Annotated in this window: 25 protein-coding genes; 15 read left to right on the top strand and 10 right to left on the bottom strand. The window is 70.5% G+C overall.

The window, feature by feature from the left end:
* Positions 1–606: 606 nt before the first annotated feature.
* The 5 genes from EAS64_RS37080 to EAS64_RS37065 all read left to right on the top strand — a co-directional run bounded on the left by EAS64_RS37080 (position 607) and on the right by EAS64_RS37065 (position 5582).
* Positions 607–2010, top strand: coding sequence for an aldose epimerase family protein (locus EAS64_RS37080; protein WP_145860930.1), 1404 nt, complete (start codon positions 607–609; stop codon positions 2008–2010).
* Positions 2011–2225: 215 nt separating this feature from the next.
* Complete coding sequence (locus EAS64_RS46985) at positions 2226–2348, top strand: hypothetical protein (protein WP_281283378.1); 123 nt, start codon at positions 2226–2228, stop codon at positions 2346–2348.
* 298 nt (positions 2349–2646) lie between these two features.
* On the top strand, positions 2647–2931 hold the full coding sequence (locus EAS64_RS37075) for a hypothetical protein (protein ID WP_145860928.1): 285 nt from the start codon (positions 2647–2649) through the stop codon (positions 2929–2931).
* A gap of 148 nt (positions 2932–3079) precedes the next feature.
* Positions 3080–4312 carry an alpha-hydroxy acid oxidase gene (locus EAS64_RS37070; protein ID WP_145860926.1) on the top strand — a complete coding sequence of 411 codons (1233 nt, stop codon included), beginning with the start codon at positions 3080–3082 and terminating at the stop codon, positions 4310–4312.
* A gap of 235 nt (positions 4313–4547) precedes the next feature.
* Entirely contained in the window at positions 4548–5582 is a 1035-nt protein-coding gene (locus EAS64_RS37065; protein ID WP_246116059.1) for a Dyp-type peroxidase, read from the top strand.
* Between the two features lie 7 nt (positions 5583–5589).
* Here EAS64_RS37065 and EAS64_RS37060 read toward each other — a convergent pair whose 3' ends face one another.
* Positions 5590–6384 (bottom strand): VldE C-terminal domain-containing protein, encoded by a 795-nt coding sequence (locus EAS64_RS37060; protein WP_145860921.1) that lies wholly within the window; start codon positions 6382–6384, stop codon positions 5590–5592.
* A 544-nt stretch (positions 6385–6928) separates the two neighbouring features.
* Between EAS64_RS37060 and EAS64_RS37055 the strand changes: the two genes are divergently transcribed.
* Positions 6929–7510: a dihydrofolate reductase family protein gene (locus EAS64_RS37055; protein WP_145860919.1), complete on the top strand. Its 582-nt coding sequence runs from the start codon at positions 6929–6931 to the stop codon at positions 7508–7510.
* Positions 7503–7916 carry a nitroreductase family deazaflavin-dependent oxidoreductase gene (locus EAS64_RS37050; protein ID WP_145860917.1) on the top strand — a complete coding sequence of 138 codons (414 nt, stop codon included), beginning with the start codon at positions 7503–7505 and terminating at the stop codon, positions 7914–7916. The genes EAS64_RS37055 and EAS64_RS37050 overlap by 8 nt, the downstream gene beginning before the upstream one ends.
* A gap of 101 nt (positions 7917–8017) precedes the next feature.
* On the opposite strand, the gene EAS64_RS37045 is transcribed toward EAS64_RS37050, so the two are convergent.
* The 4 genes from EAS64_RS37045 to EAS64_RS37030 are packed head-to-tail and all read right to left on the bottom strand — an operon-like array spanning position 8018 to position 11344.
* Positions 8018–8881, bottom strand: coding sequence for an ABC transporter permease (locus EAS64_RS37045; RefSeq protein WP_145860915.1), 864 nt, complete (start codon positions 8879–8881; stop codon positions 8018–8020).
* A gap of 2 nt (positions 8882–8883) precedes the next feature.
* The gene (locus EAS64_RS37040) at positions 8884–9855 is read right to left on the bottom strand and encodes an ABC transporter ATP-binding protein (RefSeq protein ID WP_187366487.1); all 972 of its coding nucleotides are present in this window, start codon (positions 9853–9855) and stop codon (positions 8884–8886) included.
* Between the two features lie 5 nt (positions 9856–9860).
* Entirely contained in the window at positions 9861–10751 is an 891-nt protein-coding gene (locus EAS64_RS37035; protein WP_187366453.1) for a DUF4097 family beta strand repeat-containing protein, read from the bottom strand.
* A gap of 59 nt (positions 10752–10810) precedes the next feature.
* Positions 10811–11344 carry a hypothetical protein gene (locus EAS64_RS37030; RefSeq protein WP_145860910.1) on the bottom strand — a complete coding sequence of 178 codons (534 nt, stop codon included), beginning with the start codon at positions 11342–11344 and terminating at the stop codon, positions 10811–10813.
* Positions 11345–11562: 218 nt separating this feature from the next.
* Here EAS64_RS37030 and EAS64_RS37025 point away from each other — a divergent pair, with 218 nt between their 5' ends.
* Positions 11563–12360 carry a family 1 encapsulin nanocompartment shell protein gene (locus tag EAS64_RS37025; protein ID WP_145860908.1) on the top strand — a complete coding sequence of 266 codons (798 nt, stop codon included), beginning with the start codon at positions 11563–11565 and terminating at the stop codon, positions 12358–12360.
* 109 nt (positions 12361–12469) lie between these two features.
* Here EAS64_RS37025 and EAS64_RS37020 read toward each other — a convergent pair whose 3' ends face one another.
* Positions 12470–13540, bottom strand: coding sequence for an NAD-dependent epimerase/dehydratase family protein (locus EAS64_RS37020; protein ID WP_145860906.1), 1071 nt, complete (start codon positions 13538–13540; stop codon positions 12470–12472).
* A gap of 145 nt (positions 13541–13685) precedes the next feature.
* Between EAS64_RS37020 and EAS64_RS37015 the strand changes: the two genes are divergently transcribed.
* Positions 13686–14180 (top strand): GNAT family N-acetyltransferase, encoded by a 495-nt coding sequence (locus EAS64_RS37015; RefSeq protein ID WP_246116058.1) that lies wholly within the window; start codon positions 13686–13688, stop codon positions 14178–14180.
* Here the strand turns inward: EAS64_RS37015 and EAS64_RS37010 are convergent.
* Entirely contained in the window at positions 14161–15390 is a 1230-nt protein-coding gene (locus tag EAS64_RS37010; RefSeq protein ID WP_246116057.1) for an MFS transporter, read from the bottom strand. The genes EAS64_RS37015 and EAS64_RS37010 overlap by 20 nt on opposite strands.
* Positions 15391–15457: 67 nt before the next feature.
* Between EAS64_RS37010 and EAS64_RS37005 the strand changes: the two genes are divergently transcribed.
* Positions 15458–16393 (top strand): LysR family transcriptional regulator, encoded by a 936-nt coding sequence (locus EAS64_RS37005; RefSeq protein WP_145860903.1) that lies wholly within the window; start codon positions 15458–15460, stop codon positions 16391–16393.
* A gap of 97 nt (positions 16394–16490) precedes the next feature.
* Here EAS64_RS37005 and EAS64_RS37000 read toward each other — a convergent pair whose 3' ends face one another.
* Entirely contained in the window at positions 16491–17258 is a 768-nt protein-coding gene (locus EAS64_RS37000; RefSeq protein ID WP_145860901.1) for an IclR family transcriptional regulator, read from the bottom strand.
* A 158-nt stretch (positions 17259–17416) separates the two neighbouring features.
* Here EAS64_RS37000 and EAS64_RS36995 point away from each other — a divergent pair, with 158 nt between their 5' ends.
* From EAS64_RS36995 to EAS64_RS36980, 4 genes are all read left to right on the top strand, one after another.
* Complete coding sequence (locus EAS64_RS36995; protein WP_145860899.1) at positions 17417–19606, top strand: malate synthase G; 2190 nt, start codon at positions 17417–17419, stop codon at positions 19604–19606.
* Positions 19607–19615: 9 nt separating this feature from the next.
* Complete coding sequence (locus EAS64_RS36990) at positions 19616–20236, top strand: histidine phosphatase family protein (protein ID WP_145860897.1); 621 nt, start codon at positions 19616–19618, stop codon at positions 20234–20236.
* 184 nt (positions 20237–20420) lie between these two features.
* On the top strand, positions 20421–21437 hold the full coding sequence (locus EAS64_RS36985; RefSeq protein WP_145860895.1) for a zinc-binding alcohol dehydrogenase family protein: 1017 nt from the start codon (positions 20421–20423) through the stop codon (positions 21435–21437).
* Between the two features lie 148 nt (positions 21438–21585).
* The gene (locus tag EAS64_RS36980) at positions 21586–22566 is read left to right on the top strand and encodes a TAXI family TRAP transporter solute-binding subunit (RefSeq protein WP_145860894.1); all 981 of its coding nucleotides are present in this window, start codon (positions 21586–21588) and stop codon (positions 22564–22566) included.
* Positions 22567–22677: 111 nt separating this feature from the next.
* On the opposite strand, the gene EAS64_RS36975 is transcribed toward EAS64_RS36980, so the two are convergent.
* Together EAS64_RS36975 and EAS64_RS36970 are read right to left on the bottom strand one after the other, a co-directional pair.
* Positions 22678–23433: an SDR family NAD(P)-dependent oxidoreductase gene (locus EAS64_RS36975; RefSeq protein ID WP_145860892.1), complete on the bottom strand. Its 756-nt coding sequence runs from the start codon at positions 23431–23433 to the stop codon at positions 22678–22680.
* Between the two features lie 316 nt (positions 23434–23749).
* Positions 23750–23947 carry a hypothetical protein gene (locus tag EAS64_RS36970; protein WP_187366452.1) on the bottom strand — a complete coding sequence of 66 codons (198 nt, stop codon included), beginning with the start codon at positions 23945–23947 and terminating at the stop codon, positions 23750–23752.
* A 242-nt stretch (positions 23948–24189) separates the two neighbouring features.
* Here EAS64_RS36970 and EAS64_RS36965 point away from each other — a divergent pair, with 242 nt between their 5' ends.
* Complete coding sequence (locus tag EAS64_RS36965) at positions 24190–25392, top strand: acyl-CoA dehydrogenase family protein (RefSeq protein ID WP_246116056.1); 1203 nt, start codon at positions 24190–24192, stop codon at positions 25390–25392.
* The last annotated feature ends 2 nt before the right edge of the window (positions 25393–25394 follow it).

Genomic DNA, 25394 nt, shown 5'->3' with positions numbered 1-25394 from the left:
AGGAGACCTTTGCCTGGCTGGTTGCCTGAGGGGCTGGTTGTGGTGAATAAACCTGTTGCGGTGTTTGCGGCGGGAACGCACCTGGGGCCGGTTCATGCCGTTCCTGGAGTATGCCCAGCGCTGCGGAAAGTCCTGTATACGACGAATGCGATCAAAAGATTCGACTGGGAAATGCGGAAAGTCCTGCACCCCTGACCCCGCACCGCCGAGCGACGCGGCACCGCCCGCACGCGCCTTGAGAAATAAGAAGAGGAAAACCGCGGCGTTCCTCCCCACCCGTCATTACTCTCTGCTACATTCACGTCGCAGACGGCAACGGCTGTCAGGGAATCCGGCACGGGCCGGGCTGGAGGACCTGAATGACACCGGACGCCACGGAAACCGGGCACACGGTATCCGCCCGGGAACCGCACGGTATGTCCGGTTCCGTAAGCCGGCTTGATAAACCGGGCAGCACGGCATCAGATAGCGCGGACGAAAGATACCGGATAAAATCCGGTACCGGACAGCAGGAAATTCCGTGCACAAACAATCTGACACACGCGACTTCCGTGTTGTCAGTGCTCACAATCTCGGTTGGAACCTGATTATGAAAGGGAGCGCAGCATGCGTGTGATCAGAGGACAGTGGCGTCTTCGCGGGCGGGTCGGCATCGTGGTAGCTGCCGTGGCGACGCTCATCGCCGGAGGCTCGACGCTGGCCACCCAGGCACTGGCGTTCAGCGGCACACCGGCGGCGGCCGCGCACGGCGACTGCCACCGCAGCCCCACAATTACGGTGGAACCCTTCGGCTCACCTGTGCCGGATACTCCGTACAGCAGCACGCCGGAGCAGACGTTCCGGTACACGCTGACCAACTGCCACGGCATGCAGGTCAGGCTTCTCAGCTACGGTGCCATCACCCAGTCGATCACCGTCCCGGACGAGCACGGCCACAGGGCTAACGTCGCACTCGGTTTCGCGACCCTGAACGACTACGTGAACTTGGCCAGCCCGCCGCCGACGTCGCCGAACTTCGGCGGACCCTACTTCGGCGAGACCATCGGCCGGTTCGCCAACCGCATCGCGAACGGCTCGTTCAAGCTCAACGGCGCCACCTACACGCTGCCTGTTAACAACGGCCCGAACAGCCTGCACGGCGGCTTCGTCGGCTTTGGCAACCACATCTGGCGCGTGACGTCGCCTCCGGTGCGGACTAGGAGCGCCGTGTCCGTGACGATGACGCTGGTCAGCCCGAACGGCGACGAGGGCAGCGGCCTGCTGCCTGGCACCAAGGTGTACGAGCCGAACTGCGCCATCCCGTCGGCCACCCCGACGACGTGCACCGGCTACCCGGCCCAGCTCACCGTGTCGGTCACCTTCTCGCTCGACAACCACAACCGGTTCTGGCTCCACTACCGGGCGCACAACGACGACTCGTCCTTGCCGACGGTCGTCAACCTGACCAACCACACCTACTTCAACCTCGCCGGCGAGGCCTCGGGCGACGCCGGGCACCAGGTCATCCGGATCAACGCGGACAACTTCACGCCCACGGACAGCACGCTGATCCCGACCGGCCAGATCGTCCCGGTGGCGGGCACCCCGTTCGACTTCACCCACCCGAAGCCGATCCGCCCGTCGATCACGGACTGCACCGCCGGCGTCAACACGCTGGGCTGCCAGCAACTGCTGACCGCGCATGGCTTTGACCACAACTGGGTCTTGAACCCGCAGACCCGGAAGACGACCGGGCCGGGCGGGCTCAACCTCGCCGCCACCGCTCGCGACCCGCGCAGCGGCCGCGAGCTGACCGTCTGGACCGACGAGCCGGGCGTGCAGTTCTACACCAGTAACTTCCTCAACGGCACCCTGGTCGGCATCAGCGGCCACATCTACCGTCAGACCCAGGCGTACACGTTCGAGACCCAGCACTTCCCGAACTCGCCGAACCAGCTCAACTTCCCGTCAACCGTGCTGGACGCGGGCAAGACCTTCACCACGACGACCATCTTCGCCTTCTCCTCGTAACACCCCGAGGTTCCCTAACGCCCCCGTCCGCCACTCGCACGACGCGGCTGGCGGACGGGGCGGCGTTGCGCGGCCCCGGCAGGCATGGCCGCCGCGGGTCGCACCGCGCGCAGCGGTGTTCAGTCTGGCTAATCAGGCAGCGATCCGGGACGCCGCGGAGGCGCCGGTCCCCGTCGGGGTGGAGGCGTACAGCGATCCCGAGTCGCCCGCCGACGGTGAGGCTGACCCTGTCGGGTGCCTCAAGCCCGGATAACCCTGACGCGGATGACCTGACGCCCGCCGAGGCGCGCGACCTGGCGGCGGCCCTGCTGGAAGCGGCCCGCCTTGCGGAGTCATGACCGCCGGCACACGCACAGCCCGGCCTCGCCGGGCAGGAACGAACCCGCGAGCCGCAATTCTCACCTGCCACGCTAATTGCCGTATGTAACGGGAAATAACTTTAATCGCGCATTGCACCAGGCTCGATTGCGGGTCAATTCCGATGGGCCGTTTGTTGAAATGTAGTAAAAGCGGCACGTCGGCCGGATCGCACCTTCCGGTGCGATCGATCGCACCTTGAAGTAACAATGAGGTTTTCTCGGTAACCGGGAACCCGGCAGGCGGGCAGTAACTGGTCATCTGGGCAGACACGCGGACATGGGCGGACATGACCGGGAGGTCGCCGCGATGGGCGTCAAGGAAGGCTCCCTGATCCTCGACCTCATCATCCAGCTCAAGGCGTGGGGCAACGTCTCGATCATCGTCATCGCGCACAACTACGGCCAGCTCGTCGAGGTGTGCGACCGGGTGAACATGATCCAGGGCGGCAAGATCACCCTCGACAAGCGCAGCGAGGAGACCTCGGCGGACGAACTGACCGACATGGTCGTGGCCGAGTACCGGCGTGCCCTGGAGGACCGCCGCCGCGCGGCGGCGTCCTAGGCGGGCGGCCCCACTGCGCGTCCCGGCCCTGGTGGTGGCCGGCCCAGGTCACCATCAGGGCTAGCGGCGCGTGCCCAGGCGGGCTAGTCTTCGAAACTGCCCCGCGGGCGGCCGCCCGATCCGCCCCGAGTCCCTGAGGTACGCAGTCATGCCCGATCGCCAATTCCCGAAGCCGGACGAGATCTTCGAGCTCATGCGGTTCAAGAAGCCCGAGCTCAACGCGAAGAAGCGCCGCCTGGCCGCCGCCCTGACGATCTCGGACCTGCGCGATATCGCCAGGCGCCGCACACCGCGGGCCGCGTTCGACTACACCGACGGCGCCGCCGAGGGCGAGATTTCCCTCGCCCGCGCCAGGCAGGCGTTTGAGGACGTCGAGTTCAACCCGTCGATTCTCAGGGACGTTTCGACGGTGGACACATCGACGACCGCGTTCGGCGGCCCGTCCGCGCTGCCGTTCGGCATCGCCCCCACCGGCTTCACCCGGCTGATGCACACCGAGGGCGAGACCGCCGGGGCCGGCGCCGCGGGCGCGGCCGGCATCCCGTTCACACTGTCCACCCTCGGCACCACCTCGATCGAGGGCGTCAGGGCGGCCAATCCGGCCGGACGCAACTGGTTCCAGCTCTACGTGATGCGCGACCGCGAGGTCTCCTACGAGCTGACCCGCCGCGCGGCGGCCGCCGGGTTCGACACCCTGTTCTTCACCGTGGACGCCCCCATCGGCGGCGCGCGGCTGCGCGACAAGCGCAACGGCTTCTCGATCCCCCCGCAGATCACCCTTGGCACCGTGGTCAACGCGATCCCCCGGCCCTGGTGGTGGTGGGACTTCCTGACCACCCCCAAGCTCGAGTTCGCCTCGCTCACCTCCACCGGCGGCACCGTCGGCGAACTGCTCGACGCGGCGATGGACCCGTCGATCAGCTTCAAGGACCTCGACGTCATCCGCGGACTGTGGCCGGGCAAGCTCGTGGTCAAGGGCGTGCAGAACGTCGAGGACTGCCGCACCCTCGCCGACCTGGGCGTGGACGGAATCGTGCTGTCCAACCACGGCGGCAGGCAGCTCGACCGGGCACCGGTCCCCTTCTACCTGCTGCCCGAGGTCGTCAAGGCGGTCGGCGGCCGCACCGAGATCGCCATCGACACCGGCATCATGGACGGCGCCGACATCGTGGCCGCGATCGCACTCGGCGCCCAGTTCACCCTGGTCGGCCGCGCCTACCTGTACGGCCTGATGGCCGGCGGCCGGGCCGGCGTCGACCGCACCATCGAGATCCTGCGCGACCAGATCGTCCGCACCATGAAGCTGCTCCAGGTCGCCAGCATCGCCGAGCTCAACCCGGGCCACGTCACCCAGCTGCGCCGGCTCGGCCCCATCGGGTAGCCACGCCTGCCTGCCTTTCGAGAGATGTACTGACTTTGAGGGACAGGCAGGTATAAATCGGGCGGGTTTTTGCCCAGAAAGCAGTACATGTTGCCGCGACGGTGCGATGAGAGCGGCCTGGCGCGTGCGCCGGAGGCGGGTGTGGGAGGCTTGGTGCGGACGATGGCGAAGGGACGGGTCTGTGCCAGCACGGTCGAGTGAGGGTGGGGCAACGCAGGAGCCGGAGCCGCAGCCGGTGGTCAGCCCGCTGACCCAGGCGGCGATCTTCCTCGTGCTCACCATCAGCCCCGGCGGCGAGGACGTGGTCCGGGACCTGATTCCCGACCTGTCCGGCCTGGGGCGCTCCGTCGGCTTCCGCATCCCCGAGGCTGAGCTCCAGGTGGTTGTGGCGATCGGCTCCGACGCGTGGGACCGGCTGTTCGACGGGCCGCGGCCGCGCGAGCTGCACCGGTTCCGCGAGCTTGAGGGCCCCCGTCACAAGGCCCCGGCCACCCCCGGCGACCTGCTGTTCCACATCAGGGCGACCCGGATGGACCTGTGCTTCGAGTACGCCGCCCAGGTGATGAAGCGGCTCGGCGGCGCGGTCGAGGTGGCCGACGAGGTGCAGGGTTTCCGTTACTTCGACGAGCGGGACCTGATCGGCTTCGTGGACGGCACCGAGTCACCGGGCGGCGCGGCCGGGCTCGGCGCGGCGATCACCGGCGCGGACGACGATCCGGACTTCGCCGGCGGCAGCTATGTGATCGTACAGAAGTACGTGCACGACATGGCCGGGTGGAACTCGATCAGCATCGAGGAGCAGGAGCGGGTCATCGGCCGCACCAAGCTCGACGACATCGAGCTGCCCGACGAGATCAAGCCGGCCAACTCGCACGTGGCGCTGAACACGATCACCGGCCCCGACGGCGAGGAGCGGCAGATCGTGCGGGCCAACATGCCGTTCGGCAACCCCGGGCGCGGCGAGTTCGGCACGTACTACATCGCCTACGCGGCCACGCCCTCGGTGACCGAGGAGATGCTGACGAACATGTTCATCGGCAAGCCCCCGGGCAACACCGACCGGATACTCGACTTCTCCACCGCGCTCACCGGCTGCCTGTTCTTCGCCCCGTGCGCGGACTTCCTCGACGACCCGCCGGGGCCGCCGGGCGCTGACGTCGCCGCGAGCGCGGGGGGCGGATCAAGCACTGACGATCGCGCGGCAGGAGACGGATCGCTCGGCATCGGCTCCTTGCGGCGTGGTGGCGGGCGATCAGGTCCGGGGCAGTGATACGCCGCTAGAAGACCGAGATGTGCACGTGGTCGTAGTGGTTTGCGGTGATACTGCCGCGGTCCTCCATCGGTACCCAGCCCGCCGACCCCATGCGGACATCCCAGATTCGCTGCCGGTAGATGATGTACATGATCCCGAGCCGCGATGCGTTCGCCTGGGCCCACGCCGCGATGTCGTAGCCCAGTTGGATGTTGGCGGCAGCTGGCATGACGCCACCGGAGCTGAGCATGAAGTCGCATGCCCGCCCGAGCGGATGCTCGCCGTCGTTGCCTGGGCGGTAGCAGCCGATGGCGCTGAACGGACCGAACCTCCGGTCGATCTCGTCCCTGACCTCGCGCATGCGCGGCGTGATGTTGTCCCCGATGGTCGGCGACTGCGGCCGGAACTGGTCAAGCAGGCGCTTGACCCGCTGTTGCTGGCCCACCAGCGTTGCCAGCAGCTGGCGGAGCCTGGACACTTTGGCCTGCGCCGCCTGCTTGGCACGCTCTTCGGCCGCGATGAGCCGTTGCTGCTCCTGCTGGCGGGCGGCGCGCTGCTGCACGAGGTATTCAACGAGCGCGGAACCGCTGAGCACCCGCGACGGGTCGCCGCCGTCCAAGAAGGCCGCGAGCGCCTGGCTGGCCGGAGCGCCCTCGTAGCTCGCCGCGGCGAACCTGGCCAGTTCGCGATGCACGGCAGCGAACCGGCGGTCCAGTAGGGCCACCCGGGCTGCCGCCGCCTTGGCGGCGGTTTCTGACCCGGTGAGAATGTCCAGCTGACCGCGATACTGCTTGGACAGCTGCGCCGCGCGAGACTCCAACTGCGCAAGGGTAGGGGCACCGGCCGCGCTATCTCGCGCCAGCTGACTGGTCGGCTCCGCCCGTGCGGAGGTAGCAAGCAGCGAGCACGCCATGGCCACGGCAACGACTCCGCCCCAGCTGCGCGCACCGCGGCGAAGCCAGCGTACGGAAACAGCGAACCAGCTCTCGGTGGAGCAGCAGCGGCGCACAGGCTGACCTCCCTCTGCCGGCACCTCAAACCTGCTATCAGTGGCCCGGCGGCCATACCGGACGGTAGCAGCCCGTACCCGCCGCGTGCCGGCCATTCCGCCGACTCCCGCTTTCACGGCTCGTCTACGGTATTCGCTGATCAGACCGCTGCGGACCGGTTCGTGCCGGTTCTCAAGGCGGGAAAAGCCGGTGAGCGGTTAGTTCTCGCGGCTCGCGGATCTCTACTACCGGGAGGCCCGACGCGGGTTTCCTCCGCATGCCGCGGTGATCAAGCATCCGGTCCGATCGGCAGCTCCGGGGACGACGACGGGGCTTGCCGGGAGCCGCGGCGACCATGAATGGGAGGCACCTACGATGCGCAAGCTCATCAGCGCCATGAAGATCTCGGTCGACGGGAAGTACGAGGGGCCGCACGGATATGCGGACTGGGTGGCAGGCTGGTCAGATGACTACGGCCTGACACCCCAGGTCGACGCCTGCGTGCTCGGCGGCCGGATGTATCCCGGGTATGAACAGTACTGGACGACGATCCAGGACGAGCCGGACAAGGTCCACCCGCAGAGCGGCGCCGTGCCGACCCCCGCCGAGGTCGAATGGGCAGATTTCGCCAGGCGAACACCGCACTATGTGGTGTCGAGCACCCTGACCTCAGCCGCCTGGCCGCACACACGGTTCCTCCGCGGCCTCGACGAGCTGGGGACGCTCAAGCTGGAAGACGGCAAAGACATCTACCTGATGGGCGGTGCCACGATCACAGCCGCCGCGATCGACGCGGGGCTCGTGGACGAGGTACGGCTGATCGTCTATCCGCTGATCGCGGGCGAAGGAAAGGCACTGTTCACCTCATCGGCGATTCGCCGTCCGGTCGAACTGCACAAAGCGGAGCAACTGCCGGACAGCCGGCTGCTCCTGGTCTACGGGATCGGCAGTGACTGAATTCGACCGGCGGACCGTCGAGGAGTTCCGCGCGAACGGCGGGCAGGTCGGCGGCGTGCTTGAAGGCACCCCGCTGGTCCTCATCCACCACATCGGCGCCAGGTCCGGGACCGAGCGGGTCACGCCACTGGCCTACTCGGCCCAGGGCGACGACTGCATCGCGATCATCGCCTCGAATGGGGGATCGCCGAACCACCCGGCGTGGTACCACAACCTCAAAGCCAATCCGCTGATCACAGTCGAGACGGGTACCCGCAGATTCCTCGCGACAGCCGAGGAGCAGACAGGCCCCGCGCGTAGGGAGCTTTGGTCCAAGCTCGCCGCACAGTTTGCCAACATCGACAAGTTCGCGGCCAGGACGGAGCGGACAATCCCGCTGTTCCTCCTGCGGCCCGTCAGGCCCTAGCCGGCGCACCGGCGGGAAGTTGACCTGGTCATCGGCCGGACGCGGTCATTGCGCGTACCGTGGCCACGGTACGCGCAATGGGCAGCCGCCAGGCGGGCGGTTCAGCGCGGCTTGGGTTCGCGCTCGTACAGCCTGCGCGACCATGCGTACGACAGCGCCGCCACCCCGGCGCACCAGGCGATGGTGATGATCAGGTTGTCGCCGATCGGTGTTCCTGTCAGCAGCCCGCGCAGCGTCTCGTTGACCGGGGTGAACGGCTGGTACTCGGCGAACCAGCGGACGCCCGCGGGCAGCGAGCTTGTCGGCACGAACCCGCTGCCGAGGAACGGCAGGATGATGAGGAACATCGGCGAGTTGCTCGCGGTCTCCACGCTCTTTGCCGACAGCCCGAGGCCGACGCACAGCCACGTCACGGCGAAGGTCAGCAGCAGGACCACGCCGAAGGCGGCCAGCCACTGCGCCGCGTTAGCGTGCGGCCGGAAGCCGACGGCGAGGGCCGCCGCGGTGACAACCACGACGCCGGCCATCGTCTGAATGATCGCCCCCACGACGTGCCCGGTCAGCACCGATGACCGGGCGACGGCCATGGTGCGGAAGCGGGCGATGATGCCCTCCGTCATGTCCTGGGCGACGGCGATCGACGTGCCCTGCGCCGCGGCGGCCACGGCCATCAGGATGATCCCCGGCGCGACGTAGTTCGCGTAGGCGGCGCGGCCCCCGCCGGGCAGACCACCGCGCAGGCCGGCCGGCACCCCGCTGCCCAGGCCGGAACCGAGTGTCCCGCCGAAGATGTAGACGAACAGCAGCAGGAAGACCAGCGGCATCAGGGTGACCATCAGCGTGAGCGACGGGTAGCGCTGCAGGTGGCGCAGGTTGCGGCGGAGCATGACCCGCGCGTGCACGAGGGCATGGGAGCGGGTGTCCGCGGTATCGAGAGCGGTCTCCGCCATCGTCATGGTGCTCATCGTCAGGCTCCCTTCTTGCCAGTGAGCGCGAAGAAGACGTCGTCGAGATCGGGGGTGTGCACGGTGAGCGACTCGGCCTCGACGCCGGCGTCGTCCAGCCGCCGCAGCAGTGCCCGCAGGGTGGCGACGCGGTCGTCACCCGCGAGCTGGAGGGTTAGCGCGTCGTCGTCGCGGCCGGCCGGGGCGAACGCCGTCGCCGCCGCGTCGAGCTCGGCGCGGCCGGCGAAGGCAAGCTCGATGTGGCCGCCAGGGATGCGCGCCTTGAGCTCGGTGGGCGTCCCCTCCGCGACGATCCTGCCGCCGTCGAGCACCGCGACGCGGTGCGCGAGCTGGTCGGCCTCGTCCAGGTACTGGGTCGTGAGCAGGATCGTCGTCCCCTCAGCGACAAGCCCGCGGATGATGTCCCACATCGTGCGCCTGCTGCGCGGGTCAAGGCCCGTGGTCGGCTCGTCGAGGAAGATCACCTTCGGGTTGCCGACCAGGGTCATCGCCAGGTCGAGCTTGCGCTTCATGCCACCTGAGTAGGTCGACGCCGGCTTGTCACCGGCCTCGGTCAGCTCGAACCTGTCGAGCAGTTCCTGTGCCCGGCGGCATCCCGCGGTCTTGCGCAGCAGGTGCAGGTCGGCCATCAGCATCAGGTTCTCGCGGCCGGTGAGATAGCCGTCGACGGCGGAGAACTGACCGGTGACGCCGATCGCACGGCGGACCGCCTGCGGGTTCTTGGCCGGGTCCTGGCCGCCGATGCGGATCTCGCCCGCGTCGGGGCGCAGGTAGGTGGTCAGCAGGTGGACGGCGGTGGTCTTGCCGGCTCCGTTCGGGCCGAGCAGGGCCAGGATCGTGCCCCGCGGCACCGTCAGGTCGATGCCGTTGAGCACCACCACGCCGCCGAAGGACTTGCGCAGCCCGCGGGTCCAGATCGCGGCCCCGGCGCTGGCAGCATCAGCGGCAGTCGCGGCATCGGCGGCGGCCGTCACAGCGCTCACGACTCGTCCAGGCGCGGCGCGCGGCGGATGGTGACATCGCCGAGTTTGGTGCTCGCGTGGATTTTGACCCGCTCGACCTGCTCGCCGGCCTCCGGTGCGGCCGAGCCCGGAAGCTCGTTGTAGACACGGCCGACCCCGGTGTTCAGCTCGAGCCAGGCGGCGCTGCCCTCGCGGACGCCGACCTCGACGCTGCCGTTCTTGGTCGTGGCGGACACCGTGCCGCGCACGACCTCGCCGATCCGTACCTCGCCGTTGGAGTTTTCCGCGGTGATGTCGGACAGCGCGTGGTCGACCGTCACGGAACCGTTGGAGACCTTGACGGTCGCGGGACCGGTGACGACGCCGACCCGTACCTTCCCGTTGCCGTTGGAGACCTGGGCGGTGCCGTCCACGGCACGGATCCTGATGTCACCGGAGCCCGCGTGCACCTCGGCGGAACCACGGACGTCCGCGACACTGACCTGGCCGAGGCCGTTGCGGAGGTTGAGTGGCCCGGTTCCGTCGAGATGGACGGCGCCGAGGCCTGTCTTAAACGCGACGGCGCCGAGCACGCCGTCGGCCACGAAATCACCGAGATCGGCCTCGCCGCGCACGTCGGAGTCCGACGGCAGCCGGATGATGACGTCGATCGACTCGGGGCGCTTGCTGCTGAAGTTGACGAACCGGCTGCGCGGCTTGCGCGAGACGATGCTCAGCGTCCTGGTGGCCTCGTCGTACTCGACGCGGGTGTTCTCCGCCGCCTTGACGTCGGCGGACTTGTCTGGGTCACCGGGGCGGACGTCGACGATCGTGTCGGCGCGGTCGGAAACGACGAGGCGGACGTCGGCGACGTAGAGGTCGAGAGCGACGGCGATCGGTGACGGGGTGTTGAAGTTCGAGAGGGACACGTCAGGTTCCTTTGCTCGCGATGGCTTTGACTGGCGGCGGTATGCGCGGTGTGCGGGTGTCAGCGGACCCAGCCGGTGAAGCTCTGGCCGACGGTCTGGTCGGACTGCTGGGTGGGAGCACGGCGCGCGACGCGCCAGCCCTCGTTGCCAAGCCCGGCGGCGGCGGCCCTGACGATCCAGGCATTGACGGACAGCCCGCCCGCGGCCGCGGCGTCCTCGATGAAGGCCTTGAGATTGGCGGGCAGCCGCAGGTTGATCCGGACCATGGCAGCGTCTTCGCCCTCGGCGACAGGCAGCCGCACCTCGCCGGGGCCGGCCACGGCGTCGCCGGCGGCCGGCACGGCGGGCGCGGGCGGCGGTGTCACGACGAACCCGGCCGCGCCACCGCGCAGCCGGACATCGACCGCGCCGGGCGCGAGCTCGGCGGAGATCTCCTCGGCAGCGGCGGACAGCGCCTCGAGCAGGGTGAGCCGCACCGCGGCGTCGAGCGGCCGCAACAGCCGGTCGGCGAGCGCATGGGCGTCGTCACCGCCCAGCTCGGCCGCGGTCGTCAGCTCGCGGCGGAGGCTTTCGACGTACTGGGTGAGTTCCATGGCTCTACTATGGCACCACTTTGGCACCACTGCAAATAAATTTGGCTCATCTTGGCATACTGCAGGTCGATGTTGGTGCCACAGCGCCCTGAGGGTGGCACCACGCGGCATCATCGACCCGCATGCCGAGCGGTGACGGCGGTCCGCGGTCGTCCGTAGGCGCCGGCTATAACAAGACAGCAAGACCATCTCCTGTCGGCTCAACAGAATCGGTGGCAATGAACAACCTGTACCGTGAGCTCGCCCCGGTCTCGGCTGCCGCCTGGGCCCAGATCGAAGACGAGGCGAAGCGCACGTTCGCGCTGCACGCCGCCGCGCGCAAGGCGGTCGACGTGACAGGACCCGACGGACTCGGCCTCGCCGGAGTCGGCACCGGGCACGCGACGGCGATCGAACCGCCGGGCGACGGCATCTCGGCCGCGCTGCGCGACTGGCGGCCGGTCGTCGAGCTGCGCGTGCCGTTCACGCTCAGCCGTGCGGAGATCGACTCGGTCGAGCGGGGCGCCCTCGACGCGGACTGGCAGCCGGTCAAGGACGCCGCGAAGAAGATCGCCTTCGCCGAGGACCGCGCGGTCTTCGATGGTTACGCGGCCGCCCGGGTCTCCGGCATCAGGCCGGCCGCGTCCAACCAGGGCCTGATCCTGCCCGGCGAGCCGCGCGACTACCCGGACGTGGTCAGCAAAGCGCTGAGCGAACTGCGGCTGGCCGGCGTGGCGGGCCCTTACTCGCTGCTGCTGTCCGCCGACGCGTACACGGCGGTTAGCGAGACCTCCGATCACGGCTACCCGATCCGCGAGCACCTGCGGCGGCTGCTCGACGGCGAGATCATCTGGGCGCCGGCGATCGAGGGCGCGCTGCTGCTCTCCTGCCGCGGCGGCGACTACGAGCTGCACATCGGCCAGGACCTGTCCATCGGCTACCTTGACCACGACGCGGACTCGGTGCGGCTGTACTTCACCGAGTCGTTCACGTTCTCCGCCTACACCTCGGAGGCGAGCGTCGCGATCACCGCGTAAGACGCAAGAATGTACCGAAAGGCCGGTGATAGCCGGCCCAACGGTACATTCTTAGCGGGTGCGGGTGCGGGTGCGGGGTGCGGGGAGTAAGCAGTCGTACTGAGCGGGTTCAGTCGCGCCACTTGATGGCGGCCAGGCGGCGGGCGCTCACGTAGCCGTTGGCGGCGAACCAGTGGGCGGACGCCGCGATCGCCTCCCGAGCCGGGCGCGCGGTGTGACCGAGCTCGGTGCGGGCCCGTTCATCGCTGAAGATCATCGGCGTCGCGGACATGCGCGCCGCCTCGAGCGGCACCCGGGGTGCGCGGCGCAGCATCCGGCCCTGGACCAGGGTGGATGAGACGCCCGCCGCGAGGACCAGGCCCCGCGGCACGTGCATCCGTGGCATCGGCAGGCCGGTGCAGCCGGCGAGCGCCGCAAGGATCTCCCGCATGCTCAGGTTCTCGCCGCCGAGGATGTAGCTGCGGCCCGTTAGGCCGCGTTCCAGCGCCGCGACGTGGCCCGCCGCCAGGTCGTCGACGTGCACGACGTTCATCGCGGTGTCGGCGAAACCGGGCATCCTGCCGTTGAGGTAGTCAAGCACCACCCGGCCGGTCGGCGTGGGCGCGGCGTCGCCCGGGCCGAGCGGGAAGGTCGGCAGAACGAGGCACGCGTCGAGTCCCCCGGCGCAGGCGCGCAGCACCTCGTGCTCCGCGACGAACTTGGATCCCTTGTAAGAGCCGTGCAGCAGGGCCAGGTCGGCGTAGCAGGTCTCGTCGCCCGGCCGCCCGTCACCGGCCCGCCGGGGGTCGAGTACGCCGATGGTCGAGGTGTAGACCAGCCGCTCGCAGCCGGCCGCACGTACCGCGGCGAGCACGTTGAGCGTGCCGCCGACGTTCACGTCGTAGAACACCCGGGGGTCGCGCGCCCAGAACCGGTAGATCGCGGCCAGGTGGAACACGAAGCGGGCGCCGGCACAGGCCGCCAGGACGGCGGCCCGGTCTCTGACGTCCGCCACCACCCGTTCGGCGTCGACCCCCGCGAGGGTGCGGCAGTCGGCACCCGGCTCGGTCAGCGCGACCACGTGCGCGCCACGCGACCGCACCGCCCTGGTGACGGCGGACCCGATGAACCCCGAGGCGCCCGTGACGACCACCCGGTCCCCCGGCTCGATCGTGACGCGGCGCGGCTGCAAACCCGGCACGGATCAACTGTCCGCCGGCGCGCGCCCTTGGGCAAGCAGGCCCGGCGTGGCGTTGGCTAGTGTGCGTTCGCTAGCGGTCGCGTCGGCTAACGGTCTCGTTCGCTGGCGGTCGCGTTCGCGCGCGTGCGGCTGGTAGCGTCCGGGTGTGACGATCCGGGAGATGCAGCCTGGCGAAGAGGCACTGGTCGGGGACCTGCGGGTGGCGGCGTACCGGGCGCTCGGGGTGCTGTCCGAGGGCACCGGGTACGCCGAGACGCTGCGCGGCTTTGGGTTCGGCGGCGACTGCGTGGTGCTGGTGGCAGCCGACGAGACCGGCGCGATCGCGGGCACGGTCACCCTCGAGACCTACGGCCCGGACAGCGAGCTCGCGCGGGACGAGACAGAAGCGGACGTCCGAGCGTTCGCCGTCTCCGCGGCGGCACAGGGGCGCGGAGTCGGCAGGGAACTGCTGCGCGCCCTCATTGAGCTGGCCGATAAGAACGGGGTGCGGCGCCTGCGGCTGTGCACGCTGCCGCCGATGAAGGCCGCACAGCACCTGTACGAGACGGCCGGTTTCACCAGAACCCCGGACCTCGACTGGGAGCCCGCACCCGGCGTCGCCCTGCGGGCCTACGAGTTCGCTATCGCGCCCGTGAGCTGAGGGAGACCGCCCCGGCCAGCGCGATCGCGAGCAGCACGGCGGCGAACAGCGCGACCGCCGCCCATCCGCCGCGTGCCCAGAAGACGCCGCCCGCCGACCCTGCCACGCTGCTGCCGATGTAGTACAGGCACAGGTACAGCGCGGAGGCCTGCGCGGGCGCGACCGGCGCCCGTGCGCCGACCCAGCCGCTCGCCACCGAGTGCGCGGCGAAGAACCCGGCGGTCATGACCACGAGCCCGGCCACGATGCAGGCGATGGACGCGGGCAGCGTCAGCGCGACGCCCGCGATGGCCACCATCACGCCCGCGGTGAGCACGCCGCGCCGCCCTGCTCTGTCCGCTAGCCTGCCGGCCATCGTCGAGGTGTAGGTGCCCGCGAGGTAGACCGTGAACAGGGCGCCGATGACGCTGCTCGACAGGCTCCACGGCGGAGCGCTCAGCCGGAACGTCAGGTAGTTGTACACGGTCACGAACGCGCCCATCAGCGCGAACCCGATGACGTACAGGCGCAGTAGCCCGGTATCCGCGAGGTTGCGCCCGAGCGTGCCGGCCAGCGCGCGCAGTCGCAGCGGCGACGGCGTGAAGAACGCCGACCGCGGCAGCACGACCGCGAACGCGATCGCGCAGCCGAGCGCAAGCGCCGAGACCCCCGCGTCGGCAACCCGCCAGCCGCCGTGCTCGGCGAGGATGCCCGCGATGATGCGCCCGCTGAGCCCGCCGATCGCGTTGCCCGCCACGTACAGGCCCATGGCGCGGCCCAGGTGGCTCCTGTCGACCTCCTCCGCGAGGTAGGCCATCGCGGTGGCGGGCACGCCGGCCAGCGCGAACCCCTGCAGGACGCGGACCGCGACGAGCATGGTCAGGTTCACGGAGGCCGCCGCCGCCAGGCCGAGCACGGCCGCGGCGAGCACCGAAACGGTCATCACCGCGCGCCGCCCGCACACCTCCGACAGGGAGCTGACCGGGATGATCGCGAGGGCGAGCGCCGCCGTGCCCGCCGACATGGCCAGGCTCGCCCCCGCGGGACTGGCACGGAACGCGCCCGACAGCAGCGGCAGCAGCGGCTGGGGCGTGTAGAGCAGCGCGAACGTCGCCAGGCCCGCCGCGAACAGCCCGAGCCTGACCCGCCGCATCCCCGGGTCGCCGTGCCGCAGCCGTGCCGTCTGCCGCCCTGTCGTCTGCTGGCTGGTCTGCTCCGGGGCGAGGGTCACGCCAACGACGCTAAGCCCGCGCACTTCGATACGTCCAATGCATGAAAACTCGTGAAACAATTCAAATATGAATGAGCCTGCCGACCAGGCGGAAGCCGCCCTCGACGCCCTCGTGCCGCGGCTGCGCCAGTTCGCCGTCGTCGCCCGCGAGGAGCACCTCACCCGCGCCGCCGAACTCCTGCGCGTACCGCAGCCCACGCTGTCCCGGTCGATCGCCCGGCTCGAGGCCGATCTCGGCGTGCCGCTGTTCACTCGTCCCGGCCGGTCGATCCGGCTGACCCGGCATGGCCGCGCCCTGCTCGACGCCGCCGAGCGGACCATCGCGACCCTGTCCGGCACCGTCGAGCGCCTCGCGGCCGAGGCGCATCCCGGCCGCGGCCGGGTGGCGCTCGGCTTTCTGCACACGCTCGGCGGGCAGACCGTGCCGCGGCTGCTGAAGGAGTTCCGTGCCGGGCACCCGCTGATCAGGTTCGCGCTTGTGCAAGACGGCGGGCACGGGCTGCTCGCCCGGCTGCGAGACGGCGAGATCGACCTGTGCCTGACCGCGCCGCTGCCGCAGGCGCCTGATCTGCGCTCCCGCGGGCTCGACGAGCAGCGGATCGACCTGTACGTCCCCGCCGGGCACCGGCTCGCGGCGCGGCGGCACGACGGCGTGCCGCTGACGGAGGCCGCCGATGAGGACTTCATCGTCATGGAGCCCGGCTACGGCCTGCGGGCGATCACCGACGGCCTGTTCCGCGCGGCGGGGTTCGAGCCGCGGATCACCTTCGAGGGCGAGGAGGCAGACACCGCGCGCGGCCTGGTCGGCGCCGGGCTCGGCGTGTCGTTGCTGCCCGCCACCGCGTCGTCCCTCGCCGACCCCGCGGTCGTCGCGGTGCCCATCACCACGCCGAAGGCGGCCCGCACCATCGGCATCGCCTGGCCCGCTGACCGGCCGCTGACCGCACCGGCGGCCGCGTTCCGCGACTTCGCCCTGACCTACGCGGGCCGGCTGCCCCGCTAACCCGAAGAGGCCTCCCGGCGCGCGGGCAACCACGCCGCCGCGCCGCGGTGTCGCGCGGTCACCGGAGGCGGGACCGACGGGCGAAGCGATGTCCCGGTCAGGAAAGACGCGCCGCCAGGTCGGCGCTGGCCGCGCGCAGCGCGGAAACGGCGGTGCCGACGAGTTCGTCGGACATCCGCGATGCCGGCCCGGACACCGAGACGGCCATCGGCAGCGCCCCGGGAATCCCCACCGCCACGCAGCGGACGCCGATCTCCATCTCGCCCTCGTCGAGCGCGTAGCCGCGGGTGCGGATCAGCGCGATCTCCGCGTGCAGCGCGGCCGGGTCGGTGATCGTGGTCGGGGTCCGCGCGGTCAGCGCGGCCGCCTCGATCAGCCGCCTAGTCTGCGCGGCGGGAACGCTGGCGAGCAGCGCCTTGCCGACGCCGGTGCAGTGCAGCGCGACCCGGTTGCCCACCTCGGTGAAGATGCGCATGGCGTGGCTGCCGGTGGCCTGCGCCACGTACTCGGCGCTGCCCTGGGTCAGCACCGCGAGGTTGGCCGACTCGCCGGTCAGCTCGGCGAGCCGGCCAAGCACCGGCAGCGCCCGTTCGCCGAGCAGCGCGTGCGCGGCCCCGCCGAGCGGGACGAGCCGCGAGCCCAGGCAGTAACGGCGGTCGGGCAGCTGGCGCAGGTAGCCGCGGCCGGCGAGGGTCGCGGCAAGCCGGTGCAGCGTCGGCAGCGGCAGGCGGCAGGCGGCGGCGAGGTCGCTGAGCGAGGCGGTCCCGCCGGCCGCCGACAGTGCCTCGAGCACGTCGAGCGCGCGGTGCAGGGACTGCACACCGCCGGGACCGCCTCCCCGTCCGGGACGGCCGTCCTCGGTCATGGGTCCCCCGTTCTCATGGCTCAAGCCGCTAGACGACACTGGGCCTTGACGGCTGGGTGCGCCGCAGCCTATGGTCCAGCCAGTATTTCATCATGCGAACGTAAGATTTCGCAATACGAAATTTGCCGTAAGTCCCGACCGAGACAGAGGTGATACCCGTGACTGACCGGATCCCGGCCGGCGCGCTCCAGGTCGCGCGCAGCCTGCACGCGTTCATCGAGGAGGAGGCGCTGCCCGCGGCGGGTATCGCCGACGCGGCCGGCTTCTGGGCGGGCGTGTCGCGCATCGTCGCCGACCTGACGCCGGTCAACCGGGCGCTGCTCGCCCGGCGCGACGAGCTGCAGGCGTCGATCGACGCCTGGCACCGCGGACACGCAGGCCAGGCAGTGGACGCGGTCGCCTACCAGGCGTTCCTCACCGAGATCGGCTACCTGCTGCCCGATCCTGGCCCGTTCCAGGTGACCACGGAGAACGCCGACGCGGAGATCGCCACGCTCGCCGGACCGCAGCTCGTGGTGCCTGTCAGCAACGGGCGGTTCGCGCTCAACGCGGCCAACGCCCGCTGGGGCTCGCTGTATGACGCGCTGTACGGGACCGACGCGATCGGCGAGGATGGCGGCGCGACCAGGCAGGGCGGCTACAACCCGGTCCGCGGCCAGCGGGTGATCGACACGGTCCGCGACTTCCTCGATGAGGTGGTGCCGCTCGGCGGCGCGTCGCACCGGGATGTGACCGGCTACACGGTCAGCGCCGCCGGGCTCGCCGCCCACTTCACAGACGGCACGGCCGCCGACGGCACGGCCAAGCTCGCCGATCCCGCCGTATTCGCCGGCTACGCAGGCGACCCGGGCGCGCCGTCCGCGATCCTGCTGCGCCACCACGGCCTGCACATCGAGATCGCGATCGACCGCGCGGGCCGCATCGGCGCCACCGATAAGGCCGGCGTCCAGGACGTCGTCGTGGAGGCCGCGGTCACCACGATCGTCGACTTCGAGGACTCGGTCGCCGCGGTGGACGCCGAGGACAAGGTCGCCGCCTACCGCAACTGGCTTGGCCTGAACACCGGCGAGCTGACCGCGCCGGTGGAGAAGGGCGGCCGGACGTTCACCCGCCGCCTCGAGCCAGACCGCGGCTACACGGACCCGTCCGGCGCCCCGTTCGCCCTGACCGGCCGGTCGCTGCTGCTCGTCAGGAACGTCGGCCACCTGATGACCACCGACGCCGTCCTCGACGCCGACGGCGCGGAGGTCCAGGAGGGCATTCTGGACGCGATCGTGACCAGCCTGACGGCGCTGCCCGGCCTGCGCGCGGACTCGCCGTGGCGCAACGGCACGAAGGGGTCGGTCTACATCGTCAAGCCCAAGCAGCACGGGCCCGAGGAGGTGGCGTTCACCGTCACCTTGTTCTCCCGGGTGGAGGAACTGCTCGGCCTCCCGCACCGCACACTCAAGATCGGGCTGATGGACGAGGAACGGCGGACCTCGGTGAACCTCGCCGCGTGCGTCAAGGCGGCGGGCGACAGGATCGTGTTCATCAACACCGGCTTCCTCGACCGTTCAGGCGACGAGATGCACACCTCGTTCGAGGCGGGTCCGATGGTCCGCAAGGCCGCGATGAAGACGCAGCCGTGGATCCTCGCCTACGAAGACAGCAACGTGGACGTCGGCCTCGCGCACGGGCTCGCCGGTCGCGCGCAGATCGGCAAGGGCATGTGGACGATGCCGGACCTGATGGCCGACATGCTGGCACAGAAGATCGCGCACCCGCGGGCGGGTGCCAGCACCGCCTGGGTTCCCTCCCCCACCGCCGCGACCCTGCACGCGCTGCACTACCACCGGGTCGACGTCGCGCAGCGGCAGCGCGAGCTGGCGGGCCGCCCACCGGTGCGGCTCGACGACCTGCTGCACCTACCGCTCGGCGATCCGGCGAGCTGGAGCGCGCAAGACAAGCAGGCGGAGGTCGACACCAACGTCCAGTCGATACTCGGCTATGTGGTCCGCTGGGTCGACCAGGGCATCGGCTGCTCCAAGGTCCCCGACATCAACGACGTGGCGCTCATGGAGGACCGGGCGACCCTGCGCATCTCCAGCCAGCTGCTCGCGAACTGGCTGCGGCACGGCGTGGTGAGCACCGAGCAGGTAACCGAGAGCCTGCGCCGCCTCGCCGCGGTCGTCGACGCGCAGAACGCGGGCGACCCCGTCTACCGCCCGATGGCACCCGACTTCGACGCGAGCATCGCGTTCGCCGCCGCGAGCGACCTCATCTTCCAGGGCGCCAGCCAGCCGAACGGCTACACCGAGCCGATCTTGCATCGCCGCCGCCGCGAGGCCAAGGCCGCGCACCGCTGACCCCGGGTCATGAACCTCGATCGCCTGGCGAACCGGTACTTCGGCATGCGGCACGGCGAGAGCAAGGCGAACGTCGCCGGGCTCATCGTCAGCCGCATCGAGACCGACAGGAGCGGCGACTACGGCCTGTCCGACCGCGGCCGCCTGCAGGCGGCCGCGGCGGCAGGCTGCTGCGGGCTTAGCGACCGGACGGTCATCCGCTCCTCGGACTTCACCCGCGCGTGGCAGACCGCGCAGATCGTGCGCGAACGGATCGGCGCGGCCGAGGTGGTCGCCGCCGAGGAGCTGCGCGAGCGGTCCTTCGGCGAACTTGACGGGTCGCCTGCCGCCGGGTATGCGCGAGTCTGGACGGCCGACCAGGCCGAAGCGGGCGCCAGCCCGGCGCCCGGCCCGGTGCCCGACGGGGTCGAGCCCGTGACGGCGGTGCTCGACCGAACCGTAGCGCTCATCGCGGAGCTAGAGCGCCGGCATGCCGGCGCGGACATCCTCCTCGTATCCCACGGCGACACGCTCGCCATCCTTGCGGCGGGCTTCCTCGGCGTGGAGCCGTCACGGCACCGGAGCGTGCCGTCATTCGGCACCGCCGAGATCCGGCCACTGCGGCCGCCTGACGACGCGCGGCACGGATAGCGCGGGGCGGGCACTCGCGTCCGCCGCGGCCAGCTGCGACGGACGAAGGCCAGCTGCCGCCCGCGATTACGCGCGGCGGCAGCCGGCGGAGCCACGAACCCGTTCGGGATGACGGATTCGCGACGCAAACCGTTGCGGATCGGGGACCTGCCACCGGCCGCGGAGCCGGGGTTAAGGTAAGGCGATGCGATCGTGGCACGTGGACCGGCCGGGGCCGGTCGATGGGGGCGGGGACGGCGTGGGGCCGCTGGTGGCGCGGGACGTTCCGGTGCCCGAGCCGGGTCCGGGCGAGCTGCTGCTGCGGGTGCTCGCCTGCGGGGTGTGCCGCACCGACCTGCACGTGGCCGAGGGCGACCTGCCGGTGCACCGGCCGGGGGTGACGCCCGGGCACGAGGTGGTCGGCGAGGTGGTGGCGGCCGGGCCTGGCGATATGGCCGGCTTCGCCATAGGCGACCGCGCGGGTGCCGCGTGGCTGCGCTCGACGGACGGCACCTGCCGGTACTGCCTGCGCTGCGCGGAGAACCTGTGCCCGTCCTCGGTGTACACCGGCTGGGACGCCGACGGCGGCTACGCCGAATACCTCACGGTCCCTGCGGCCTACGCGCACCCGCTGCCCCCGGGTTACTCAGACGTGGAGCTGGCGCCGCTGCTGTGCGCCGGCATCATCGGCTACCGCGCGCTGAAGCGGGCCGCGCTGGCGCCAGGGGGCCGGCTCGGCCTTTACGGCTTCGGCGGCAGCGCGCACCTGGCCGCGCAGGTCGCACTCGCGCAGGGCGCCACCGTGTCCGTGATGACCCGGGGCGAGCAGGCGCGGGAGCTTGCCAGATCGCTCGGCGCCGCCTTCGTCGGCGGGCCCGCGGACATGCCACCCGAGCCGCTTGACGCCGCGATCATGTTCGCGCCGGTCGGTGACCTGGTGCCGCCCGCGCTCGCCGCGCTCGACCGGGGCGGCACGCTCGCCATCGCCGGCATCTACCTGACCGACATCCCGCCGCTCGACTACCACAGGTACCTGTTCCAGGAGCGCCAGCTGCGCAGCGTCACGTCGAACACCCGGCAGGACGCCCGCGAGTTCCTCGCCTTCGCCGCCGCGCACAAGCTCGCGGTCACCACGCACCGCTACCCGCTCGATGCCGCCGACCGCGCCCTCGCCGACCTCAAGGCCGGCCGCTTCGACGGCGCCGCGGTGCTCGTCCCGTAGGCCGCGTTCTTTCCCTATCCCGAACGGGTTCGTGGCTCCGCCGTCCTCCCCACCCTCCCGTGGGTGCCCGGACCTGCCCGGTTGCGAAGATCATCTTCGGCTGATGGGATTCTTCGCAGGAGCGGTAGCGGTAGCGAAGGAGGACCCCTTGGCAGCTGAGTTTCGCCCCGTCGCCCCCGTGGACCCGACGAACCTGAGGCCGATGCTCTTCCTCGACGTCGCACGGCAGATGATGCTGGACGGCGACTGGTCGCAGCGCGCGGTGTCCGTCGTCATGGAGAGCCACACCGGTCCCGGCCGGTTCAGCTTCTACGGCGCGAACCAGCCAGACGTGATCGAGGAGGTGCACGCCGGCCGGGTCGACGTGTCGATACTCAACCCGGCGGCGATGCTGACGATGGCGCACCGCGGCACCGGTGCGTTCGGCAGCGTCAAGGACGTGGCGGCCGTCGCGGTGCTGCCGCATTACGACCAGCTTGGCTTCGCGGTCGCGTCGCGGCTGGGGTTCACTCACCTGGAGGACATCGCCGCGCGGCGTTACCCGCTGCGCGTGTCGGTACGCGGCTCGATTGACGCGGGCACGCCCATCATGGTGGACGTGGTGCTGCGCGAGCACGGTTTCAGCCTCGCCGACATCGAGGCGTGGGGCGGCGAGATCGTCCGTGACCAGCCGATGCCGAACGACCCGTCCCGGATCGGACGGCTCGCGGCGGGCGAGATCGACGCGATCTTCGACGAGGGCGTAATCATGTGGGCCGACCTGGTGGCCGGGGCAGGCGCGGAGTTCCTCGCGCTCGACCCGGCGCACCTCACGGCCCTGGAGGGCCAGGGTTTCCGCCGCGGGCTGCTCGAACAGGCCCGGTACCCGTCGCTGCCCGGCGACATCCTCACCGTGGACTACAGCGGCTGGCCGATCTACTGCCGGGCAAGCGCGCCGGACAGGCTGATCGAGAAGTTCTGCCTGGCGCTGATCGCCAAGCGCGACTCGATCGCGTGGGACATCGGCGGGCCCACCCAGCCGCCGCTGCCGCTGGACCGGATGGCCCGCGAGTCGCCGGCCACACCGCAGGACGTGCCGCTGCACCCGGCCGCCGCGGCGGTGTGGCGCGCGCATGGCTTCCTCGACTGAGCTTTGGGCAGGTTCTGCTTTGGGCCGGCTTCTGCTTTGGGCCGTCTTCTGCTTTGGCCCGGCTTCTGCTTTGGGCCGTCTTCTGCTTTGGCCCGGCTTCTGCTTGGCCGGTCAGTTCGGGTCGGGCAGCGGGGTCAGCCCGGTGCCGGTGAGCAGGAAGCTGCCCGCCTCGCCGGCGGCGCCGGCCACCAGGTCGGTGACCGCCTTGCCCGCGTGGTCCGGTGTGAGCACCTGGCCGAGGTTCTCCCGGTATTCGGCCACGGTGATGCCCTGCCTGGCGGCGTAGGCCGCGACCGCCTGGGCGCCGAGTTCGGTCTCCGGCGTGATCTGCGGCAGCAGCGCCACAAACCTGATGCCGAGGCCTGCGCGCCGCGACTCGTCGGCCGCGTACGAGGTCAGCCACCGGATGGTCGACTTGGCGCCGGCGTAGCCGCCGGACAGCGGCGAGCCCTTCACCGCGGCGCCGCTGGACAGCGCGATCACCGTGCTGCCCGCCTCCAGCGGGGCGAGCAGCGCCTCGCGGGTCCAGTGGAAGGCGTGCTTGACGTCCACCTCCCAGTTGCGCGAGAACGTCTCCCAGGTGTGCCGGTGCAGCGGCCTGGGCAGCGGCGGCGCCCCGGCGTTCAGCACCAGGACGGCGGGCCGGTAGGCGTCGACCAGCGCGCCCGCGGCGACCGGGTCGGTGGCGTCCGCCTTAACCGGTGTGAAGCGGCCGCCCAGTTGGGCGTGCAGTTCGGCAAGCGCGCCTTGATCGCGGGCTACGCCCACCACCCGGTAGCCGACGCCGGCCAGCGCGATGGCGATGCCCCTGCCGAGTCCCCTGCTCGCCCCGGTGACCAGGGCGGTCTTGGGCTGTGTGCCTGTCATGTCAGTCCTCCTTCGCCCGGGTGCGGTCCACGGTGAAGGCGATGGTGAGGCTTTCGGTGCCCATGGTGTCCTGCATGCTGTTCTCCGATCTCTTTGCTGGCTTTCACCTGAACTGATCCGGAGAGAAGCGGAAGCTAACCGCGGCCGCGGGGGAATTAACGGGGCGCGCGGCTTCGCCCGGAGACATATACCGACTTTGGGGGGGACAAAACTGGCCAAAACGGTCGGATTCTTGCCCAAAAAGCGGATTCTTGCCCAAAAAGCAGTACATGTCCGCGGCGGGCGGCAGGATCCCGCGCGAAGGTTGGGCGTCAGGTCAGCTGGACCCGGCCCTCGCCGTTGCCCCCGTTGCCGCTGACGAAGAAGGCGAGCAGGCGGTGCCCGGCAAGCCGACCAGGTGCGCCACCGCGGCGTCCAGCCCCAGGGCCGACGGGCCGGCAAGCAACTGGCGGTCGAGCAGGGTCCGGTTGAGCGTGCGCCGGTCAAGACGCCGCAGCGCGTGCGCCGCTGTCATCGCCGGTCTTTCCGCTCACCCGTCACCCGGTCGATCCTAAGTCCCGGCTTCGCGCTCAGGACAGCAGCCAGTAGACCTCCGTCCACTGCTTCGCCGGATCGTCGCTGTGCGCCCCGTCACGCGACGTCGTTGTTCGCGCGGACAGCCGACAGCGGGACCGCGTTGTCCGCCAGGCTATGGAGGTCCAGCCGCTACGGAAAGACCATGAGGAGGTCACCAGCCGTTCACACAGGGAGGCCGCCGTGGCTCTCGAAACTGGCCTCGGAGAAGCACTTCGCACCGACTACTTCCAGCTCAGCGAGGAGTTCACGCCGGCCCAGCTTGCGTACCTGCAACGGGCGCGCGCTTTCGTCCACGACGACGTGCTCCCGGTCATCAACGGCTACTGGGAGCGGGCCGAGTTCCCGCGGGACCTCGTCAGGAAGCTTGGCGCGGCCGGCCTTGTCGGCGACGGCATCGAGGGCTATGGCTGTCCCGTCATGGATCCGCTCTCGGCCGGCCTGGTCACCATGGAGCTGAACCGGGGCGACGGCAGCATCGGCACCTTCCTCGGCGTTCAGGCCGGACTGGCGATGCGCTCGATCGCCATGCTCGGGTCGCAGGAGCAGAAGCAGCGGTGGCTGCCCGCCATGGCCCGGGTGGACGCTCTCGGCGCGTTCGCGCTGACCGAGCCGGAGCACGGGTCGGACTCCGTCGCCCTGGAGACCACGGCCCGCCGGGACGGCGAGGAGTACGTGATCGACGGCACGAAGAAGTGGATCGGTAACGGCACGGTGGCCGACGTGGCCGTGGTGTGGGCACGCGACACCGCCGACGGCCAGGTGAAGGGCTTCCTCGTCGAGAAGGGCACCCCCGGGTACCACGCGCGGCTGATCGACGGCAAGGGATCGCTGCGCGCGGTGTGGCAGGCGTCGATCGACCTGGACGGCGTCCGTATCCCCGCCTCGAACAGGCTGCCGCGGGCGCAGTCGTTCCGCGACACCGCGGCCGTGCTCGCGAGCACACGCGCCACCTGCGCGTGGGCGGCGCTTGGCCATGCGGTCGCGGGCTACGACGCGGCGCTTGCCTACGCCGGGCGGCGCACCCAGTTCGGCCGTCCGCTCGCGGGCTTTCAGCTGGTCCAGGACCGCTTGGTGAAGATGCTCGCCAAGGTCACGGCGATGCAGCTGTACTGCAGGCGGCTCGCCGATCTTGCCCTCGCCGGCCGGGTCGAGCCGACGCTCGCCGGCCTGGCCAAGTCGCACAACACCACCGCCGCCCGCGAGGTGCTCGCCGAGGCACGCGACCTGCTCGGCGGCAACGGCATCCTGCTGGACTTCCACGTGATCAGGCACATGGCCGACATCGAGGCAATCCACACCTTCGAGGGCACCGCGACCATCCAGAACCTCATCGTCGGCCGGGACATCACCGGCCTGTCCGCCTTCGGTACGCGAGGAGCGTGAAC

The sequence above is a fragment of the Trebonia kvetii genome (assembly GCF_007827045.1).
Classification (GTDB): domain Bacteria; phylum Actinomycetota; class Actinomycetes; order Streptosporangiales; family Streptosporangiaceae; genus Trebonia; species Trebonia kvetii.
The sequence above is the reverse complement of the archived record's forward strand: the minus strand, read 5'-3'. Positions and strand labels throughout refer to the sequence as shown.